The sequence below is a fragment of the Sanguibacter sp. TS_SC_8 genome (assembly GCF_055361235.1).
In genome coordinates this window covers 750,998-768,272 of sequence record NZ_CM143955.1, presented here as the reverse complement: position 1 = coordinate 768,272, position 17,275 = coordinate 750,998, and the positions used below count along the sequence as shown (strand labels likewise).

Below are 17,275 nucleotides of genomic sequence, written 5' to 3'. Positions count from 1 at the left end.
TTCTGCATCGATGTAAAGTTGATCCCCGCTACGCCTTGACCGCGCAGCACATCGTGTGTCACCTTATCTTCAACGATGTAAATCGGAGAGGTCAACGATGACCCTGACACCGTATGGTTGTTCGACCGAACAGCCATGGATCTTCCCTCCGCACGCTGCACTCCGTGGTGCAGCCGACGGTGAGAAGTGGGTTCACAGGCACAGTCAGGCCTTACACACTCAGTGGGAATCGAGAGGATCCGTGATGAAGAAGTCACGTCTGCACGCCGCACTAGCCGGCACCATCATTGCTTCAACCTTGCTCGTGGCCGGCTGCGCCGGCGGCGCCAGCAGCGACGACGGCACCAAGCAGCTCACCTTCATGTTCCGCGGTGGCGAGGACGAGAAGGCCGCCTACGAGGGTGCCGTCAAGGCCTTCGAGGCAGCGAACGACGTCAAGGTCAAGATCATCGTCACGACCGCAGACGACTACAACACCAAGCTCAAGGCCGCCATCACCGGCCGCCAGGTTCCCGACGTCTTCTACATCGCCCCCGGCGACGTGCAGGGCTACGTCAACAACGGCGTGATCAAGGACATCACCTCCTACGTGGAGGCCTCCGAGACCACCGACCTCGACAACGTCTGGGCCTACGGCGTCGACTCCTACCGCTACGACGGGACCCTTCAGGGCCAGGGCGCGATCTACGCCCTCCCCAAGGACGTCGGACCGTTCTCCTTCGGCTACAACAAGACGATGTTCGAGGCCGCCGGCATCCCGCTGCCCGACGCCGACACGCCCTACACCTTCGACGAGTTCGTCGACGTGGCCAAGCAGCTCACCAAGGACAACAACGGCGACGGCGCACTCGACCAGTGGGGCACCGGCCTCAACGTCAACTGGAACCTCCAGCCCTTCGTGTGGAGCAACGGCGGCGACTGGATCAACGCGGACCGTACCGAGGTCACCGTCGACACGCCCGAGTTCGCCGAGGCGCTCCAGTGGTTCGCCGACCTGCAGAACGTCGAGCTCGTCACCCCCTCGATCGCCGAGGGCCAGACCCTGGACACGTACCAGCGCTGGATGAAGGGTGAGATCGGGTTCTTCCCGGTCGGCCCGTGGGACGTGAGCACCTACGAGAAGCTCGACTTCGAGTGGGACCTCATCCCCTACCCCGTCGGTGCGACCGGCGAGCCCGCCACGTGGACCGGAAGCCTGGGCATCGCGGTCTCCAACTCGACCAAGTACACCGACGAGGCCGTCAAGCTCGCCGAGTACCTCTCCACGAACGTCGAGGCCCAGCAGAAGCTGGTCGACGCCGGGATCCAGATCCCGAACCTCAAGGACATGGCACAGACCTGGGTCACCGACTCCACCACGCAGCCGGCGAACAAGCAGGAGTTCCTGCAGATCGTCGAGGAGTACGGACGCGCACTGCCCGCCAACAACACCTACAACGGCGAGTGGTACGACGAGTTCTTCACGAACATCCAGCCCGTGATCGACGGCACGCAGACCGCGTCCGACTACGTCAAGGAAGCCCAGCCGAAGATGCAGGCGTTCCTCGACAGCGCGAACGAGCAGGCGGCTCAGGCCGCCGAGATGAACAAGTGATCCACCGCGGGCGGCGCCAGCCTCCCGCATGAGTCACGACGGTGCGCCCGGCTCAACGCCGGGCGCACCGCACCACCTTTTGTTCGACGCACTCGAGGGAGACTGCGATGGCGCACTCACGCGCTAGCACGAGCGCTGACACCAGCGCTCCGGTCCGGAAGCGATCCGCCTCCGGCCAGACCACACGGCGGACGGCTGCCGGCACAGCCGGTCTGACCCACGGCACGTCCGCCGCGCCCACCCCGCGCAAGTCCAAGCTGCACCGGCGCGAGCACCGCGTGGCGTTCGCCTTCGTCGCGATCCCGATCGTCGGCTTCCTCGTCTTCACGCTGTACCCCCTGGGCTACAGCATCTACGCCTCGATGACCAACTGGAACGGTCTCGGCGTGATGAACTGGGTCGGCCTGGACAACTACACCAAGATGTTCAGCGACACGTACTTCCGCAAGGCGCTGTACAACACCTTCTTCATGATGATCGGCATCCCGATCGGGCTGACCATCTCGCTCCTGCTGGCCCTTGCCCTCAACCGCAAGATGCGCGGGACGACGTTCTTCCGCACCGTGTACTACCTCCCCGTCATCTCCTCGATCGCCGCCATCGCCATCCTGTGGCAGTGGGCCTTCAACGGTGACTTCGGCCTCATCAACCAGGCCCTCGCCCTCGTCGGGATCGACGGCCCCAACTGGCTCATGGACAAGAACACCGTGAAGCCCGGACTCATCCTGATGAGCGTGTGGAAGGGCTTGGGGTACTCGATGCTGCTGTACCTGGCCGCCATCCAGTCGGTGCCCCGCAGCCTCTACGAGGCCGCCTCCCTCGACGGTGCCAACGCCTTCCAGAAGTTCCGCCAGATCACCCTCCCGATGGTCCGCCCGGTGACGTTCTTCCTCGTCGTGACGTCGATCATCGGTGGCTCGCAGATCTTCATCGAGATCAACATCATGACGCCGACGGGTGGCCCCGAGTACAGCTCGGCGACCATCGTCTGGTACATCTGGCAGAAGGCCTTCGAGAACATGCAGATGGGCTACGCCTCGGCCATGTCGGTCGTGCTCGGCCTCATCGTGTTCACCATCACCGCCATCCAGTTCCGGGTCAACGCCCGCAACTCGTTCTCGGTCGACTGAGCGAGGGAACGGATCATCATGCCTTCAACTCTCACCTCCCCCACCAAGCCGGCGGGCACCCCGATCAAGAAGCTGCCCGCCGGGTTCGGCCGGGGCCGCTCCCGGGACGGGGCACCGCCCATGAAGTCGAAGACGAAGTACAAGATCGGCAACGTCTTTGCCACCCTCGTGCTCGCCATCGGCTCCGTCATCATGGTCGCCCCGCTGCTGTGGACCCTGTCCACGTCCTTGAAGACGAAGGAGGGCGTCTTCGCCCTGCCTCCCCAGTGGATCCCGGACCCCTTCGTCTTCGACGCCTACTCCCGCATCTGGACGGCCGGCCCGCTGCTCAGCGGCATCAAGAACAGCCTCATCGTCGCCTGCTCGGTGACGATCCTGGGCACCGTGGTGTCCGCGCTGGCGGCCTTCGCCTTCGCCAAGCTCCACCTGCCGTACAAGAACGTGCTGTTCCTGGCGCTGCTCGCGGGTCTCATGATCCCGTTCCCGACGCTCATGATCCCGCAGTTCATGATGTTCTCGAACCTCGGTTGGGTGGACACCCTGCTCCCCCTCATCATCCCGGGGTTGTTCGGCAACATCATGATGATCTTCTTCCTCCGCCAGTACCTGACCTCCATCCCGGACTCGATGATCGAGGCCGCGAAGATCGACGGCGCCGGCTACCTGCAGATCTTCGCCAAGATGATCCTGCCGCTCATCAAGCCGGCTCTCGCGGCGCAGTTCATCCTGTGGTTCATGTTCGTGTGGAACGACTACCTCGCACCGATCATCTACCTCAACTCCCCCGAGAAGCAGACGCTCCAGCTGGTCATCGCGAGCTTCAACGCCCAGTACGCGATCCAGACGGACTACCCGCTGATCATGGCCGCGTCCTTCGTGGCGCTGCTCCCGGTGCTGACGATCTTCCTGATCTTCCAGCGTCAGATCGTCGAGTCCATCGCCCTGACCGGCGCCAAGGGCTGATCATGACCACGGCGCCGACCCTGTCCGCGCCCGCTGTGCTCGGTGGCGACCTGACCCTCAGCGGTCGGGTCGCCACCCAGCTCATGAGCCTGGGCGCCCGTCACGCGCACGACCCCACGGTCGTCCGCGCCGATGACGGCACGTACTACATGTTCTGCACGGACGCCGTCGGTGGACCACGTCCCGACGACGCCGACCACCCCCCTGCCGGGGTCCACGTGCGCACCTCCCCTGACCTCGTCGACTGGACCTGGGCCGGGACCGCCTTGGACGGCGTGCCCGCCGAGGCCGCGGCCTGGACCGGCGCACCGGGCCTGTGGGCACCGGAGGTCGTGCGCTGGCCCTCCCCGCCCGACGCCGCGCGTCCCGGCACGGCCGGGCCGTCCCGCTTCCACATGTACTACTCGGCCTCGACCTTCGGCTCGAACACCTCCGCGATCGGTCTGGCCGTCGCCGACGACCTCGCCGGGCCGTGGCGCACGGGCGACCTCGTGGTCCGGACCCGAGCCGGGGAGCAGACCCAGAACGCGATCGACGCGGCCGTCACCTGGGACGCCTGCGGCGACCCGTGGCTGACCTACGGGTCCTTCTTCTCCGGGATCTTCACCCTGCGTCTGGATGCCACCACGGGACTGCCGCTGACGCCCGGCGACCTCGGCGTCTGCATCGCGCGCCGCGCCCACTCGGTCGAGGCCGCGGTCGAGGGCGTCTTCATCGTGCACCGCCCCGGTGGCCGCGCGGCCCGCTACGTCATGTTCGCGAGCTACGACTCCCTCTTCTCGACGTACAACGTCCGGGTCGCCGTCTCCGAACGCATCGACGGGCCCTACCGGGACCGCGCGGGCAACCTCATGACCGACACGGCTCTGGCGCCCGACGACGTCGGCACCCCGGTCCTGGTCGGCCACCAGCTGAACGACGGCCCGGCCTGGATCGGGCCCGGGCACAACTCCGTGCTCACCGTTCCCGCGAGGGACGCCACGTCGGGAGCCGGCACGGCCGGTGCCGCGGAGGACTTCATGGTCCACCACGTGCGTCTCGCGCAGGACCCGACCGAGCACACCGCGCAGCTGCGCCGGGTGGTATGGACGGCGTCGGGCTGGCCCGCGGTCTCACCCCAGCCCTACGCGGGTGAGAACCTCAAGCTGACCATCCGGGCGCACTTCTCCCCCCGCGGGCCCAACCCGCACCTGGCCGGGGTCTGGGACGTGCTCGACCTGCGCCACGCACCCGAGGCCGGTCCCACCGGCCCGGTCACCGGGAGCCGTCTGGTGGACATCGTCGACGGCAACCTGGCCAGCATCGGGGCGACCGACGTGGTCGTGCTCAACTCCTACGACTGGGTCGCCGGACGTGAGACCGTGTCCTTCACCGGCTACACCGAGGCCGGGACCGCGATCTCGGGCACCTTCAAGTCACCGTCACCGCGCTAGGACGAGGAGCACTCATGCAGGAGTTCGGGTGGGCTGGGCGGGTCATGGTCGTCCTGCGCTACGCGGCGCAGCTCGTGGCCATCAACGTCCTGTGGCTGCTGGGGACGGTGGGCGGGCTCGTCCTGCTCGGTGCCTTCCCCGCCACGCGCGCGGCGACCCGGGTGCTCGAGGCGCTGCGCCGCGGCACACCGTCCGAGCACCTGCTGCGCGACTTCTGGGACGGCTACCGCACCGACTTCTGGCGCACCAACCTGCTCGGCGTCCCGTTCTGGGTGCTCGGCGCCCTCGCTGTGGTCGACCTGCAGATCTTCCGCGTCGCCGCGGCCGCGGGTGAACGCTTCGCGAGCGTCCTGCTCGCGCCGTTCCTCGTGGTCGTGGTGGTCAGCGCGATCGCGCTGGCCTTCCTGTTCGCCACCGGCCTGCGCTTCCGTGATGGTGTGCCGGCGACCTGGCGCTTCGCCTTCGTGGCGCCGTTCCTGTCCATCGCCACGTCGCTGACCGTCCTGCTCACGGTCGGGGCGTTCCTCGTGCTGTCCTGGCAGTGGCTGATCCTCGTGCCCCTCGTCGGCTTCTCCGTGCCGATCCTCCTGGGCACCGCCTTCGCGGGGCGCCGCCTCGACCAGCTCTTCGACTCCGGCCTCCTCGAGGACCCGCTGCTCACCCCGCCGCCGGTCGAGGTGGACGTGGTCGACGCGGACTAGGGCGGACTACGGCGCACTAGGGAGCGCTAGGGCGGACTAGGGCGGACTAGGGCACAGCAGCGTGCCCACCCAGAGCGCGTCGTCGGGGATGGCTCGCGCCAGCGCCGCGATGGCTTCGGTGACGTAGGCGACCGCGATGTAGCCGTCATGGGCGTGGTCGTAGCCGAACCCTCCGCCGGTCCTGAAGGCGATGCCCTCGCGGTCGGCGACATCGGTCAGCTCATGGATCCGGTGAAATCCCGCCGATGGAGTTGACCTACTGGGCGAGGCTGAACCCGCTGCGCCCCGCAGAACTGGCACGCCCCCGCACGAGGGCCACCGGATCGACCTCGAGGAGCAGCGCAACCGTGCACCGCTCAGCCCGTCGCCTCGGGGTAGAAGACGTGCGCGGTGCCCACCGGCAGCTTGAAGGACTGCACCTTGGACGGATGCTTGTGCAGGAGGAATCCAAGGTCAGCGGCCTCGGGAGCGGTAGACGTCACTGTCAGGAGAACAGTGGTGAGCCTATCCCGCTTTGTCCTGACTGCCAGGACCAGGTTGCGCGTCTCCTTGTGGTTTGAGCGAGATGGTGGCCCTGCACACGATCACGCGGTGGTAGGTCGTCACGCACCCGTCAACCGGGTCTCGACTCCTCGCCACAGCACGAAGACCTGGAACCGCCGTGAGGTGGCCTTGATCGGGCAGTCGCTCCTTGACGGGGATGCGGCCCTCGTCGAGCGGCCGGCGTTCGCCAGGTGCTCGGACCTGCCTGAGTGCGCGGATCTTCGTGGAGGCTCGGTTCTGTCCGGTTGTCTGGGGTAGGCCAGAGGCCTGGGGTTGGCTGGATGGCACGGTCGGCCGAGGCGTGTCGGTCTCCACGACTTCCCGGTGGTCGCGGCTTTCGCGGTGGTCACGGCGGTCGACGAGGGGTGCCGGTGCGTCGGAGACTCGGCACTCGGCTGTTCCTGGGATCCGCGTGGTGCGGCCTTCGCTGTCGACTCCGCGGCGTGCGGCGCGGACCTCGTGCCCTCCGGCGGGTCGATGGTGGATGGTGAGGTTGAGGCGGTGGACTTCGTGGTGGTGGTGGCTGCAGAGGAGGATGGCGTTGTCGAGGGAGGTTTCTCCGCCGTTGGTCCACCAGTGGATGTGGTGGATTTCGCACCAGTGGACGGGTTGGGTGCAGGCGTGGAATTGGCATCCGCGGTCGCGGGCGATGATGGCTCGGCGTTGTTCGCGGGTGTAGAGGCGGGCGGTGCGGCCGAGGTTGATGGGGACGTTGTCGGCGGTGATGACGATGCGGGTGAGGTCGGCGTCGCACAGGATCCGGGCGAGTTCGCTGAGGGGGACGGGAGTCCCGTCCTCGAACGTCGCAGGCTCCACCGGCCCCGGTGCGCTGGACTCACTGGACTCGCCGCTGTTTGGACTGTGGCCCCCGGATGGGTTGTCCTGGCTCGATGCCGGGTCATCGCCCTCGGTACTGGCGGCTTGGGCAGCGGCAGCGGCTGCGCGGCGCCGGAGCTCGCGTTGGGACTGGACGAAGGTGTCTTCGGTCATGATGACGGACACGTGGGGGCGGACTGCTGCGCCGTTCTTGAAGGTCCCGCCGTTGATGGCGCGGTCGGCGACGTCCACGAGCGCGTCGGCCATGCGTTGGGGGTAGTCGCGGTCGTCGCCGTCCTCGGGTCGGTGCATCGCCGCCTCGATGGCCACGGCGACGCGGCGTCCGGCGACCACGTCGAGGAATCCTTTGAGGTGGGTGCCGGTGGGGGTGTGGCTGATCGTGAGGTACCGCTTGCGGCGGGTTTCTTCGTGGGTGGCGTCGTGGGCGAGGCAGTCCCGGCGGGCCCACCACCGGTCGGCGGTCTTGGCGAAGGCGTCGGCGTCTTCCTTCGTCGCCAGGTCCAGCAGCTCCTTGTTCTCGCTGGGGGTCAGTTCCGTGGTGCCGGGGCGCTCCGCCTTGGACCGGACCCGGCCCAGGATCTCCGCGTGGACCACGCTCACCTCGCCCGCGGTCACCGCCTCGGCAGTATCGGGGGACTCCTCCAGGACAGTCGCCACCATCAGCTGGGTGCGCGCGGTCCGCAGGCCTTCCCCCGACATCTGCCCGCGCCAGGCTTCGAACGAGGAGTATCCGGCCTTCTTCCATTCCCCGCAGTCGCGCTCGGCGACCAGCAGCGACGCCCGTTCGGCGGTCAACGCCGCGATCGACCTGTCCAGCTCCACGATCCGCCCACACCGGGCCCGCGACGCGGCAGCGACCGGCTGCACGCCCACGGCCGCGCCCGGAGCAGGGACCAGGTCCCAGGGGGCGACGGTCCCCGAAGGTGCAGCTGCGGTGTCCGGCGCAGGCAGCCGAGCGGGGGCCGATGCGCCACCTGGAACCAGACCGGCGTCCACGCCACCCGCGGCGCCGAACAGCGCCAACCCGGGCTGCACCACCGCCCTCGTAGGACCCGCCATGACCCACCACCCGACACCGTCGTCGACCGCTACAGAAACCGCCATGTCCCCGGAGAATGCGGGGCTCCCACCAGATGCTTCGACCCTAGACCCGACCACCGACACGCAGCCCGAGCCAGGAACAGACCGCCACGACCGACGCTCGCCGCCCTCCGACGAACTGCCCGTCACCAGGTAGACGCCTCCCGAGCGCCCGATGTGAGGTCGACACCGGGGGCAGACGAGCGAGCCAGGGCTTGCCTGAGCGACCCTGCTCCCTGCCCGCGCCTCACAGCGCCGTGCGCAGCCCTCCGTGCGACCCGACGGTCGACTCCCGCAGGATGAGCTCGAAGTCCGCCACGACCTCGACCGGGGGTCGGTGGTCCTGGGGGTTCGCGATCCGGTCGCTGAGTAGCCGCACGGCGGTCCGGGCGATCTCCTCGCGCCCCGGGGACACCGACGAGAGCGGCGGTGCGGCGTAGCGCGCCTCGTCGATGTCGTCGAAGCCGATCACCGCGACCTCCCCAGGCACCGAGATGCGGCGCACGTGCAGAGCGTGCAGGGCGCCGAGGGCGAGCGCGTCGTTGAGGCCGAAGACGGCATCGACCCTCGTCCCGGCGTCGAGCATGCGGTGCATGGCCTCCGCGCCGTTGGCACGGTGCCACGGGCCGGACTCCCCGATGAGGGCCGGGTCCGGGTCGATGCCGGCTTCCTGGAGCGCCTGGAGGTACCCCTCGGTGCGCAGCCGCGCTGAGCCCACCTGCTCGCCCTCGTGGGCGCCGATCAGGGCGATCCGGCGTCGTCCCTGGGCGATCAGGTGCGCGGTCGCGGCGCGTGCGGCCTCGACGTTGTGCATGGTGACGTGGTCGTGGGAGGAGCCGAAGATCCGCTCACCGAGCAGCACCACGGGGAAGTCGACGTCGAAGGCGTCCTTGTCCTCGGGGCCGAGCTCGAGCGGGGAGAAGATCAGCCCGTCGGTGAGGTGCTTGCGCTTGCCCGAGAGGATCTCGAGCTCACGCTTGCGGTCGGCGCCGGTCTGCTCGATGATCACCGTCAGGTCGGCGGCCTCGGCCGCCCGGATGACGGAGTCGGCGAGCTCGGCGAAGTACGGCAGGCTGAGCTCGGGGACAGCGAGGCAGATCATCCCGGTGCGCCCGGACCGCAGGTTCCGGGCCGAGACGTTCATCTGGTAGTCGAGGTCCTTGATCGCCGCCAGGACGCGGTCCCGGGTCGTGTCACGGATGTACGGGTAGCCGTTGACGACGTTCGACACGGTCTTGATCGAGACACCGGCCAGCTTCGCAACGTCGTGCATCGTTGTAGACACGTCTAGGCCTCCGCCTGAATCTTCGAGGACGCTCCCCTGAGAGCCATCTGAGGATATCCCTTATATCCGGCTGTTTCCGGATACGACTCGGGCCCGGTCGAAACCGGGCCCGGGCGGGAACTGCTTACTTCTTGTTACGACGCTGGTGGCGGGTCTTGCGAAGCAGCTTGCGGTGCTTCTTCTTTGCCATACGCTTGCGGCGCTTCTTGATGACGGAGCCCATGGGTCCTCGCAATGTTGATCGGGTCTGCTCGCGCAGCACGCCGCAGAACCGCTCAGAACCAAGCGACCGTGAAGCCGCAAGACTGCAAGTGGTGCACGTGACGCCCACGCTCGGGAAAGTCCGAACCTATCCTATCGCCTCTGAACGGGTCCACACGACGCGACGGTCAGGAGGAGAGCCGGTCACCCTCGATGTACGCCGCGGCCAGGTAGTGGGTGAGCGCTTCCTGGGGCACCCGGAAGGACTTGCCGACGCGCACCGCGGGGAGCTCACCGGCGTGCACCAGCCGGTAGACGGTCATCTTCGACACGCGCATGACACCGGCGACCTCGGACACGGTGAGGAACTGAACGCGTGGTGCATCCGCAGTCATGGCTGAACCTTCTTCTCGTGCGTCTCGTGCGTCCCATGCTTCTCATGGGGTGGTCGAGCTCGTGTGCACACCTTATGGCCTGTGGCGTCCCGGCGAGAAGCGGTCCGGCGCTCAGGCATCCCTGCTGACATCCACGCCGAGCAGCGGAAACGCTGCCTGGCGCGTTGCCCGGATAGCCCTGTCGACGGCGTCGTCCGGGTCATACCCAGTGTGCCACGGCACGAAGCCGACCTCACCTGCGGCGTCGGACATGAGAGTGGGGGGTTCGTGGTCGAGAACGTCGGTGACGTGATCGCGCCACGCCTGCGGGACCGGCGTGAGCGGACCGATCTCCCGGTGCTGGGCGATGGCCAGCACGTGGCACCAGACAAGCGGCACGACGTCGATCACGGCGTACCCTCCCCCGCCCAGGGCCACCCACCGACCCTCGCACACCTCGTGGGCGAGGTCGTGCACCCAGTGGGCCACCTGGCGCTGGGCGTCGACCGCGACGTCGAGGTCGCTGAGCATGTCCTTGCCGTGGGCGTCGCAGCCGTGCTGGGAGACGATGATCTGGGGCGCGAAGGCGCGCACCGCCTCCGGCAGGACGGCGTCGATCGCGCGCAGCCACCCCCGGGCGCTCGTGCGGGCGGGCAGGGCCACGTTGATGGCTGAGCCGTGGGCGAGCGGGCCCCCGGTGTCCGTCGCATGCCCCGTCCCGGGGAAGAGGGTCGCCCCGCTCTGGTGGACGGAGACGGTGAGCACCCGCGGATCGTCCCAGAAGGCCGCCTCGACGCCGTCGCCATGGTGGGCGTCGACGTCGACGTAGGCGACCCGGGTCGCCCCTGCCGCCAGGAGCCCGGCGATCGCGACCGCGGCGTCGTTGTAGACGCAGAAGCCCGCGGCCCCGCCCGGCATGGCATGGTGCATCCCACCGGCGACGTTGACGCCGTGACTGGCCCGCCCCTCCCACACCGCCTGCGCGACGCCGTCCGTCCCGGCGACGATGCGCGCGGCGGCGTCGTGCATGCCGGGGAAGACCGGGTCGTCCTCGGTCCCGAGCCCGCGGACCAGGTCCTCGGTGCCGTTCGTCGAGGCGTCGTGCACCGCCGCGACGTAGGCGACGTCGTGCACGGTGGTGAGCAGGTCGTCGGAGGCGACGCCGTGGTCGACGACGTGGACGTCGGGACTGGCGAGCAGGCCCAGCTCGGTGGCGAGGTGCACCGTGAGCTCGAGCCGCACGGGGGCCATGGGGTGCCCGGCACCGAAGTTGTACTTCATGAGCTCAGGACTCCAGGCCACATCCACGCTGAATGACATGGGGTTCACGGTAGCGCGAAGCCCACCGGCGCGCGGACTCACGAGCCGGTGGGCCGGGGGCGGTCTACTTGACCGCGCCGCTGGTGACACCCGAGATGATCTTGCGCTGGAAGACCATGAACACCACGAGCAGCGGCAGGCTCATGAGCACGACGTAGGCGAAGATCAGGTGCCAGTTGTTGAGGTACAGCCCGGCGCTGGCCACGTTGAAGAGGTTCAGCGGCAGGGTGTCCATCTGCCCGCCCAGCACGAAGAACGCGTAGAACACGTCGTTCCACACATAGAGGCAGATGAGGATGGTCGCGGTGGACAGCACCGGGACGAGCAGCGGCAGGATGATCCGGGAGAAGATCTTGACCGGTCCTGCCCCGTCCATCCGTGCGGCCTCCTCGAGCTCGAGAGGGATGTTGCGGACGAAGCCGGTGACGAAGAAGATCACCGTCGACAGGTAGATCCCCATGTACACGCAGATCATCCCGATCGCGGTGCCGGCGATCCCGAGCTGGCGCAGCAGCAGCACCACCGTGACCACGGCGGGCGGCAGGATGAGCCCCGAGATCGCCGCGGCGTACAGGACCGAGCTGAGCCGGCCCGCACGACGGGCGAGGATCCAGGCGGCCATCGACCCGAGGAGGAGGACCAGGAGCACCGACGGAAGCATGATGAGCAGCGACCCGAGGAAGCCGGCGGGCACGTCGCCCCGGGTCCAGATCTCGGAGAAGTTCTCCCACAGCCGCCACTGCGTCGGCAGGGCCATGGTCGGGGTCGCTGCCTCCGCCTGGCTCTTGCCCGCGGTGACCACGACGAGCCACAGCGGCACACCCATCGTCAGGATCGTCACCACGACGACGGCGTAGGGCTGGATCCTCGCCCACGGGCCCGTCCGTCCACCCTTCGGTGTGGGGCGGGGGGCTCGGGTCGGCTGGGGAGTCTGGGCTGGTTGGGTTGGCTGGGTTGGTTGGGTTGTCTGGGTGCTCACAGGACTTCCTCCCGACGACGCAGCATCGCGATCACGGGGAACGCGAGGACTGCGACGACGACGAAGAGCAGCAGGCTCATCGTCGTGGCCTGCGCGTAGAGCCCCTGACCGAAGGTGCGGAAGACGAAGATGTTGAAGATCTCGGTGCTGCGGGCGGGGCCGCCCCCGGTGGTCGCCTGCACGATGTCGAAGCCGTTCATGGATCCGAGCAGCGCGGTGGCCACGTTGAAGGTGACAGCCGGGCCGATGAGCGGGAAGCGGACCTTCCAGAACATCTGCCAGGAGCTCGCTCCGTCCAGGCGCGCAGCCTCCAGGACGTCGTCGCTGATCGTCTTCAGACCCGCCAGGTAGACGAGCATCGACAGTCCCATCCACTTCCACGCATGGATCATCGAGACGATCACCAGGGTCCAGGTGGTCGAGCCGAGCCAGGCGATCGTCACGTCCTGGCCGGTGACGACGGTGAGGATCTGGTTGAGCGCACCCTCAGGCTTGAGCAACGCCTGGAAGATGTACCCGACGGCCAGGGCGCTCATGACGACCGGGATGAAGAAGACGACACGGGCGGCGCGGTTGACCCCGGAGTCCTTTTCCAGGAACAGCGCGAGCAGCAGCCCGAAGAGGTTCTGGAAGAGGGCCACCATGACCGCATAGGCGAGCGTGATCCGCAGCGACGTCACCAGCGTGCCGTTCTCGAACAAGGACGAGAAGTTGTCGGTGCCGACGAAGGTGATCTGGGACTTGAAGCTCGACCAGTCGGTGAAGGCGTAGATGAAGTTGTAGACGGTCGGTACGAGGAAGAAGACGATGAGGACGGCGAACGCGGGTGCGAGGAACCACCACGGGTGGATCTTGCGTTCGGTGGCCATCTCCGGGCGTCTCTTCACCGTGCCGGGGGCTGGTGCGTAGCTGCTCGCCACGATCAGGCCTCTCTCTGGTTCTCGAAGTGGGTGCGCGGTGGGTGAGCGGTGAGGCCGGGTCAGAACCCGGCGACGCCCGCGGCCTTGGCCAGCTCGGCGAACTGGGACTGCGTGGCCTCGGCCACCTCGACCGGGGTCTTGACCTCGTTGATCATGTCGACCAGGTTGAGCCACAGGTCCGGGTTGGCGACCGCGGCCGCCTGCATGGACGGCGCGGTGTCAGCCAGCGAGGCGTGGATGTCGAGGACCAGCTGGGGGGCGTCGGGCGAGTTGTCCACACCGGTCATGATCGAGACCGCGTTGGTCGAGGCGACGAAGTCGGGGTAGCCCTCGCCCATCCAGAAGGACATGAACTGACGGGCCGCGGACTCGCGCTCGGCGTCGCCGGTCTTGAAGGCGACGATCGCGTTCGACTGGTCCGGGATGGACGTGGCGACCGTGCCGGCGCGCGAGACCGGGAAGAACCCGATCTTCTCGTCGAGCTCGTCGGTGGTGGCCAGCGACTGCAGCTGGGTGACGTAGGCGTTGTTCTGGACGACCATCGCGGCGTCCCCGGCCAGCAGCGCGGTGCCCTGGTCGTTGAAGGTCGCGGTCTTGATGTCCGCGTTGAACAGCCCCTCGGCGATGAGGTCGTCGTAGTCGGTGATCGAGTCGAGCATCTCCGGGGAGGAGAAGGTCTTCGTCCCGGCGTTCACGTCGTCCCAGAACCCGGCCTTGGCGTCGTCGGCGAGGAGCATCTGCGGGAACCACTGGGTGCCCCAGCCGTCTCCGGCCATCTCGAAGAACGCGTCGGTGCCGGCGGCGTCGATCGTGCGGGCGCCGGCGAGCACCTCGTCGAAGTTCTGCGGGAGGTCCGTGATGCCGTTCGCCGCGAAGACGTCCTTGTTGTAGTAGACGCCGATCACGGACGGGCTGGAGATGAGCGTGGCATACCGCGTGTCGTCGAGGATCCCGGTGAGGTCCTGCAGGCTCGGTTCCATCGTCTCGACCCACGGTGCACCGTCGAGGGGGAGCAGGTTGGCCTCGGCGTTGATCGCGGTGAGCATCGACGGCGTCGGCTGCCAGAAGGCCAGGTCCGGCGTGGCGCCGGTAGCGACCCGGGTCTGCACGTTCGACTCGTAGGAGTCGGGGATGACCTCGATGGTCACCTCGGCCCCGGTCGCCTTCTCGAAGGCGGCGGCGACCTCCTCGGGCACCGTCACCGTGGACTGGGCTGCCCAGACGGTCAGCTCGACCCCGGAGAGGTCGGCGGTCTGAGCCGCCCACTCCGCGGGTCCGGCGGAGTCTGTTCCGGATCCGCTGGGGTCGCTGCACCCGGCCAGGGTGAGGCCGAGGGCGGTGACGATCGCGGTGGTCGTTACGAGCTTCTTCATCGAAGAGTCCTTTCGGGTCTGCATGTCATCATCGACTGCTGGAGGGGTTGCGGTGTAACTGGTGCGGGTGAAGGACGGTCAGGACGCAGCACGGCGGGTCACCCGGAGCACGCGGGCCGAGGCCCGCGAGGTCGAGCCGGCGGGCACGGAGGTCCGCAGGACTCCCCGCGGGGAGTCCCAGCTGACCTGCCACGTCCCCAGGTCCGCCGGGAAGACCGGGGTGATGTCGACGTCGGCTCCGGCGAGCCCGACGAGCGCCAGCTCGACGACGTCCTGGGCGCCCGGGCGACGCCACAGCGTGAGGTAGGTCACGTCGTCGGCCACGAGGGCGAGCGCGACGGCCGGGTCCTGCCACGAGGGCAGGCCGAGCGGCCAGGACGGCAGGGACCCGGCGAGCTGGTGGCGGATCCCCTGGTGGGCGGCGACTGCGCTGGCCACGAGGGCGCGCTGGGCGTCGTCCATGCGGTTGAGGTGACCGGTGAGGTACATCCGGCCCAGCACCCCGGTGGCGAGGGTGAAGGTCATGTCTTCGGGCGTCATCTCCGGCTGCGGGTAGGCCCAGTTGGCAGCTTGCTCGGGCAGGATCGACGCGGGCGCGGCCGCCGCGATGGGCGGGTACCTCAGCAGGTCCTGCTGGTCGGAGGTGGACTGCAGCTGCAGCTCGGAGAGCATGGCGTAGTCCATCCGCATGGCCCCGGAGGCGCAGTTCTCGAGGATGAGGTCGGGGTGGCGGTCCAGCACGGAGCGCAGCCAGTCGAGGTACGCGCGGTTGTGCCGGAGCAGCCCCTCGCCCGGAGCGGACGGCGCGCTCGCCCCGTCGGCGGACCCGTCGGTGCCGGGGCCGGGGGTGACGTTGTAGTCGAGCTTGAAGTAGCGCACGCCGAGCTCGGAGACCAGGGCGTCCACCCGGGAGTCGAGGTAGTCGCGCACGGGCCGGCTGGAGAAGTCGAGGTGGTGACGCTCGTGCTCGGTGATCCGGTGGCCGGCGCGCTGCATGAAGGCCTCGTCCGGGTAGGTCTGCGCGAGCGGGCTGCGCACGCCGATGAGCTCGGGCTCGAGCCACAGACCCGGTTCCATGCCGTTGGCCCGGATGTGGTCGACGACGGCACGGAGCCCGCCGAGCCCGCTGGGGAAGCGCACCGTCGACGGCTGCCACTCCCCGACGCCGTCCCACCAGTCGCTGTCGTCCGCGTACCAGCCGGCATCGATGCAGAAGTACTCCGCGCCGACCGACCCGGCGGCCTCGATGAGCGGCCAGAGCTTCTCGGTGGACGGGTCCCCCATGAGGGTGTTCATGTAGTCGTTGAACACCACCGGGAGGGTGTCGACGTCGAGGTGGGGGCGGCGCAGGGCGCGACGCTGGAGGGTGAGCTCGGCGAAGGCGCCCTCGGCGCCCGCACCGGAGACCACCATCGAGGCGGGGACGGTGGTGAAGGTCTCCCCCGGCGCGAGGTCGCTCGTCCACTGGTGCTCGTCGTCGGTGGGCCCGGTCAGGGCGAGGTACAGGCCGTCGGCCCGCTCCCCGACCTGCCAGTGCCACGGCCCGTTGTGCTCGACCTGCCAGCCCCAGGAGACCCCGGAGGCCCGGTCGAGAAGCACACCGGTGGGCAGCGCCTGCCCCGTCGACCAGGCCCCCAGGCCGGTCACCCGGAAGGCGCCCCGGGGATCGTGCTCGTGGTCGCTGCGGGAGAGGTCGATGACCGCCTGGTTGCGCAGGGCGCTCGTGGTCCAGCGGCTCTCGCCGAGCCAGTCGGTCGAGGCCCAGAGGACGTCCACCGCAGAGAGGTCCGTCGATGGGAAGGAGCCGACGACGAGGCTCGTCACCGCACGCAGCCGCAGCACGGCGTCGCCCTCGTTGGTCACGGTGGTCCAGGCCTGCACGCCTGCCACGGACTCGTGGGAGCGCAGGGTGGTCACCACGCGCAGCCCGCTCACCGGGTCGGCCTGCTCGATCTCGAGGACGGACCACTCGCCTGCGGGGTGCGGGTGGGGGGCATCACCGTGGTGGGCGCGTCCCTGGTGGGTGCGCCCCTGGTGGGCGCGTCCCTGCTCGGTGCGCACGCGGTGGGTGACGTACCGCAGCCGCTCGCCGATGATCGTGTCCGTGTAGCGGGTCGAGGACCAGGCCCGTCCGTGACCGGAGGCGATGACCTCTACGAGCCGCTGCGCCGAGGTGGCGGGGTTGGTGAGGTGGGCCAGGGCGTCACGGTCGATCACCGCGCCGAAGGGCTCCCCTGTGCGGGCGGCGTCAGCCGGGCTGTTGGCGTCGGCCGGGCGGGCGGCGTCAGCCGGGCTGTTGGCGTCAGCCGGGCTGTTGGCGTCAGCCGGGCTGTTGGCGTCGGCCGGGCGGGCGGCGTCGGCCGGGCGCATGCTCTCGATGCTGACGGGTGCGTGCTGATCCGCTGACAGCTCGACGTGCAACCGTCGTGCGTCCCAGCTGATGGTGTGGCTCCGGTGCCCCATGAAAATCCGATCCTCGACGATGAGTGGACTGCTGCTGCCTCTATGAAAACGTTGATCATCGGAGAAAGCAAGCCGCGTG

At 68.6% G+C, this 17,275-nt stretch carries 15 protein-coding genes and 1 pseudogene; 5 read left to right on the top strand and 11 right to left on the bottom strand.

What is annotated here, in order from left to right; genetic code table 11:
- Positions 1-244: 244 nt before the first annotated feature.
- From ACWA15_RS03300 to ACWA15_RS03280, 5 genes are all read left to right on the top strand, one after another.
- On the top strand, positions 245-1,594 hold the full coding sequence (locus tag ACWA15_RS03300; RefSeq protein WP_464058031.1) for an ABC transporter substrate-binding protein: 1,350 nt from the start codon (positions 245-247) through the stop codon (positions 1,592-1,594).
- 107 nt (positions 1,595-1,701) lie between these two features.
- Positions 1,702-2,724: a carbohydrate ABC transporter permease gene (locus ACWA15_RS03295; RefSeq protein ID WP_464058030.1), complete on the top strand. Its 1,023-nt coding sequence runs from the start codon at positions 1,702-1,704 to the stop codon at positions 2,722-2,724.
- 18 nt (positions 2,725-2,742) lie between these two features.
- Complete coding sequence (locus ACWA15_RS03290) at positions 2,743-3,687, top strand: carbohydrate ABC transporter permease (protein ID WP_464058029.1); 945 nt, start codon at positions 2,743-2,745, stop codon at positions 3,685-3,687.
- Positions 3,688-3,689: 2 nt separating this feature from the next.
- The gene (locus ACWA15_RS03285; RefSeq protein WP_464058028.1) at positions 3,690-5,120 is read left to right on the top strand and encodes an arabinan endo-1,5-alpha-L-arabinosidase; all 1,431 of its coding nucleotides are present in this window, start codon (positions 3,690-3,692) and stop codon (positions 5,118-5,120) included.
- Positions 5,121-5,134: 14 nt separating this feature from the next.
- The gene (locus ACWA15_RS03280) at positions 5,135-5,821 is read left to right on the top strand and encodes a YesL family protein (protein ID WP_464058027.1); all 687 of its coding nucleotides are present in this window, start codon (positions 5,135-5,137) and stop codon (positions 5,819-5,821) included.
- A gap of 36 nt (positions 5,822-5,857) precedes the next feature.
- Here the strand turns inward: ACWA15_RS03280 and ACWA15_RS03275 are convergent, their stop codons facing one another.
- The 11 genes and pseudogenes from ACWA15_RS03275 to ACWA15_RS03225 form a co-directional block, all read right to left on the bottom strand.
- Positions 5,858-6,121 carry a hypothetical protein gene (locus ACWA15_RS03275; RefSeq protein ID WP_464058026.1) on the bottom strand — a complete coding sequence of 88 codons (264 nt, stop codon included), beginning with the start codon at positions 6,119-6,121 and terminating at the stop codon, positions 5,858-5,860.
- Positions 6,081-6,351: pseudogene (locus tag ACWA15_RS03270) on the bottom strand (hypothetical protein); the annotation flags it as partial. The pseudogene ACWA15_RS03270 and the gene ACWA15_RS03275, both read right to left, overlap by 41 nt.
- The gene (locus ACWA15_RS03265; RefSeq protein WP_464058025.1) at positions 6,326-8,305 is read right to left on the bottom strand and encodes an HNH endonuclease signature motif containing protein; all 1,980 of its coding nucleotides are present in this window, start codon (positions 8,303-8,305) and stop codon (positions 6,326-6,328) included. The gene ACWA15_RS03265 and the pseudogene ACWA15_RS03270, both read right to left, overlap by 26 nt.
- Positions 8,306-8,528: 223 nt before the next feature.
- Positions 8,529-9,554, bottom strand: a complete 1,026-nt coding sequence (locus ACWA15_RS03260; protein ID WP_464058024.1) for a LacI family DNA-binding transcriptional regulator — start codon at positions 9,552-9,554, stop codon at positions 8,529-8,531.
- 136 nt (positions 9,555-9,690) lie between these two features.
- Positions 9,691-9,789 (bottom strand): 30S ribosomal protein bS22, encoded by a 99-nt coding sequence (locus ACWA15_RS03255; protein WP_003792170.1) that lies wholly within the window; start codon positions 9,787-9,789, stop codon positions 9,691-9,693.
- Between the two features lie 166 nt (positions 9,790-9,955).
- A complete protein-coding gene (locus ACWA15_RS03250) occupies positions 9,956-10,162 on the bottom strand; it encodes a helix-turn-helix domain-containing protein (protein WP_464058023.1) in 207 nt (68 codons plus the stop codon).
- Positions 10,163-10,273: 111 nt separating this feature from the next.
- Positions 10,274-11,461, bottom strand: a complete 1,188-nt coding sequence (locus ACWA15_RS03245; protein WP_464058022.1) for an acetoin utilization protein AcuC — start codon at positions 11,459-11,461, stop codon at positions 10,274-10,276.
- 64 nt (positions 11,462-11,525) lie between these two features.
- The gene (locus ACWA15_RS03240; RefSeq protein WP_464058021.1) at positions 11,526-12,305 is read right to left on the bottom strand and encodes a carbohydrate ABC transporter permease; all 780 of its coding nucleotides are present in this window, start codon (positions 12,303-12,305) and stop codon (positions 11,526-11,528) included.
- 131 nt (positions 12,306-12,436) lie between these two features.
- Positions 12,437-13,309, bottom strand: coding sequence for a carbohydrate ABC transporter permease (locus ACWA15_RS03235; protein WP_464058020.1), 873 nt, complete (start codon positions 13,307-13,309; stop codon positions 12,437-12,439).
- 110 nt (positions 13,310-13,419) lie between these two features.
- The gene (locus ACWA15_RS03230; protein ID WP_464058019.1) at positions 13,420-14,733 is read right to left on the bottom strand and encodes an ABC transporter substrate-binding protein; all 1,314 of its coding nucleotides are present in this window, start codon (positions 14,731-14,733) and stop codon (positions 13,420-13,422) included.
- A gap of 78 nt (positions 14,734-14,811) precedes the next feature.
- Entirely contained in the window at positions 14,812-17,196 is a 2,385-nt protein-coding gene (locus ACWA15_RS03225) for an alpha-galactosidase (protein WP_464058018.1), read from the bottom strand.
- Positions 17,197-17,275 lie beyond the last annotated feature (79 nt).

Coding starts and splice junctions, on each gene's coding strand:
- ACWA15_RS03300 (WP_464058031.1), top strand. CDS start 245: ATGAAGAAGTCACGTCTGCACGCCGCACTAGCCGGCACCATCATTGCT.
- ACWA15_RS03295 (WP_464058030.1), top strand. CDS start 1,702: ATGGCGCACTCACGCGCTAGCACGAGCGCTGACACCAGCGCTCCGGTC.
- ACWA15_RS03290 (WP_464058029.1), top strand. CDS start 2,743: ATGCCTTCAACTCTCACCTCCCCCACCAAGCCGGCGGGCACCCCGATC.
- ACWA15_RS03285 (WP_464058028.1), top strand. CDS start 3,690: ATGACCACGGCGCCGACCCTGTCCGCGCCCGCTGTGCTCGGTGGCGAC.
- ACWA15_RS03280 (WP_464058027.1), top strand. CDS start 5,135: ATGCAGGAGTTCGGGTGGGCTGGGCGGGTCATGGTCGTCCTGCGCTAC.
- ACWA15_RS03265 (WP_464058025.1), bottom strand. CDS start 8,305: ATGGCGGTTTCTGTAGCGGTCGACGACGGTGTCGGGTGGTGGGTCATG.
- ACWA15_RS03260 (WP_464058024.1), bottom strand. CDS start 9,554: ATGCACGACGTTGCGAAGCTGGCCGGTGTCTCGATCAAGACCGTGTCG.
- ACWA15_RS03255 (WP_003792170.1), bottom strand. CDS start 9,789: ATGGGCTCCGTCATCAAGAAGCGCCGCAAGCGTATGGCAAAGAAGAAG.
- ACWA15_RS03250 (WP_464058023.1), bottom strand. CDS start 10,162: ATGACTGCGGATGCACCACGCGTTCAGTTCCTCACCGTGTCCGAGGTC.
- ACWA15_RS03245 (WP_464058022.1), bottom strand. CDS start 11,461: ATGTCATTCAGCGTGGATGTGGCCTGGAGTCCTGAGCTCATGAAGTAC.
- ACWA15_RS03235 (WP_464058020.1), bottom strand. CDS start 13,309: ATGGCCACCGAACGCAAGATCCACCCGTGGTGGTTCCTCGCACCCGCG.
- ACWA15_RS03230 (WP_464058019.1), bottom strand. CDS start 14,733: ATGAAGAAGCTCGTAACGACCACCGCGATCGTCACCGCCCTCGGCCTC.
- ACWA15_RS03225 (WP_464058018.1), bottom strand. CDS start 17,196: ATGGGGCACCGGAGCCACACCATCAGCTGGGACGCACGACGGTTGCAC.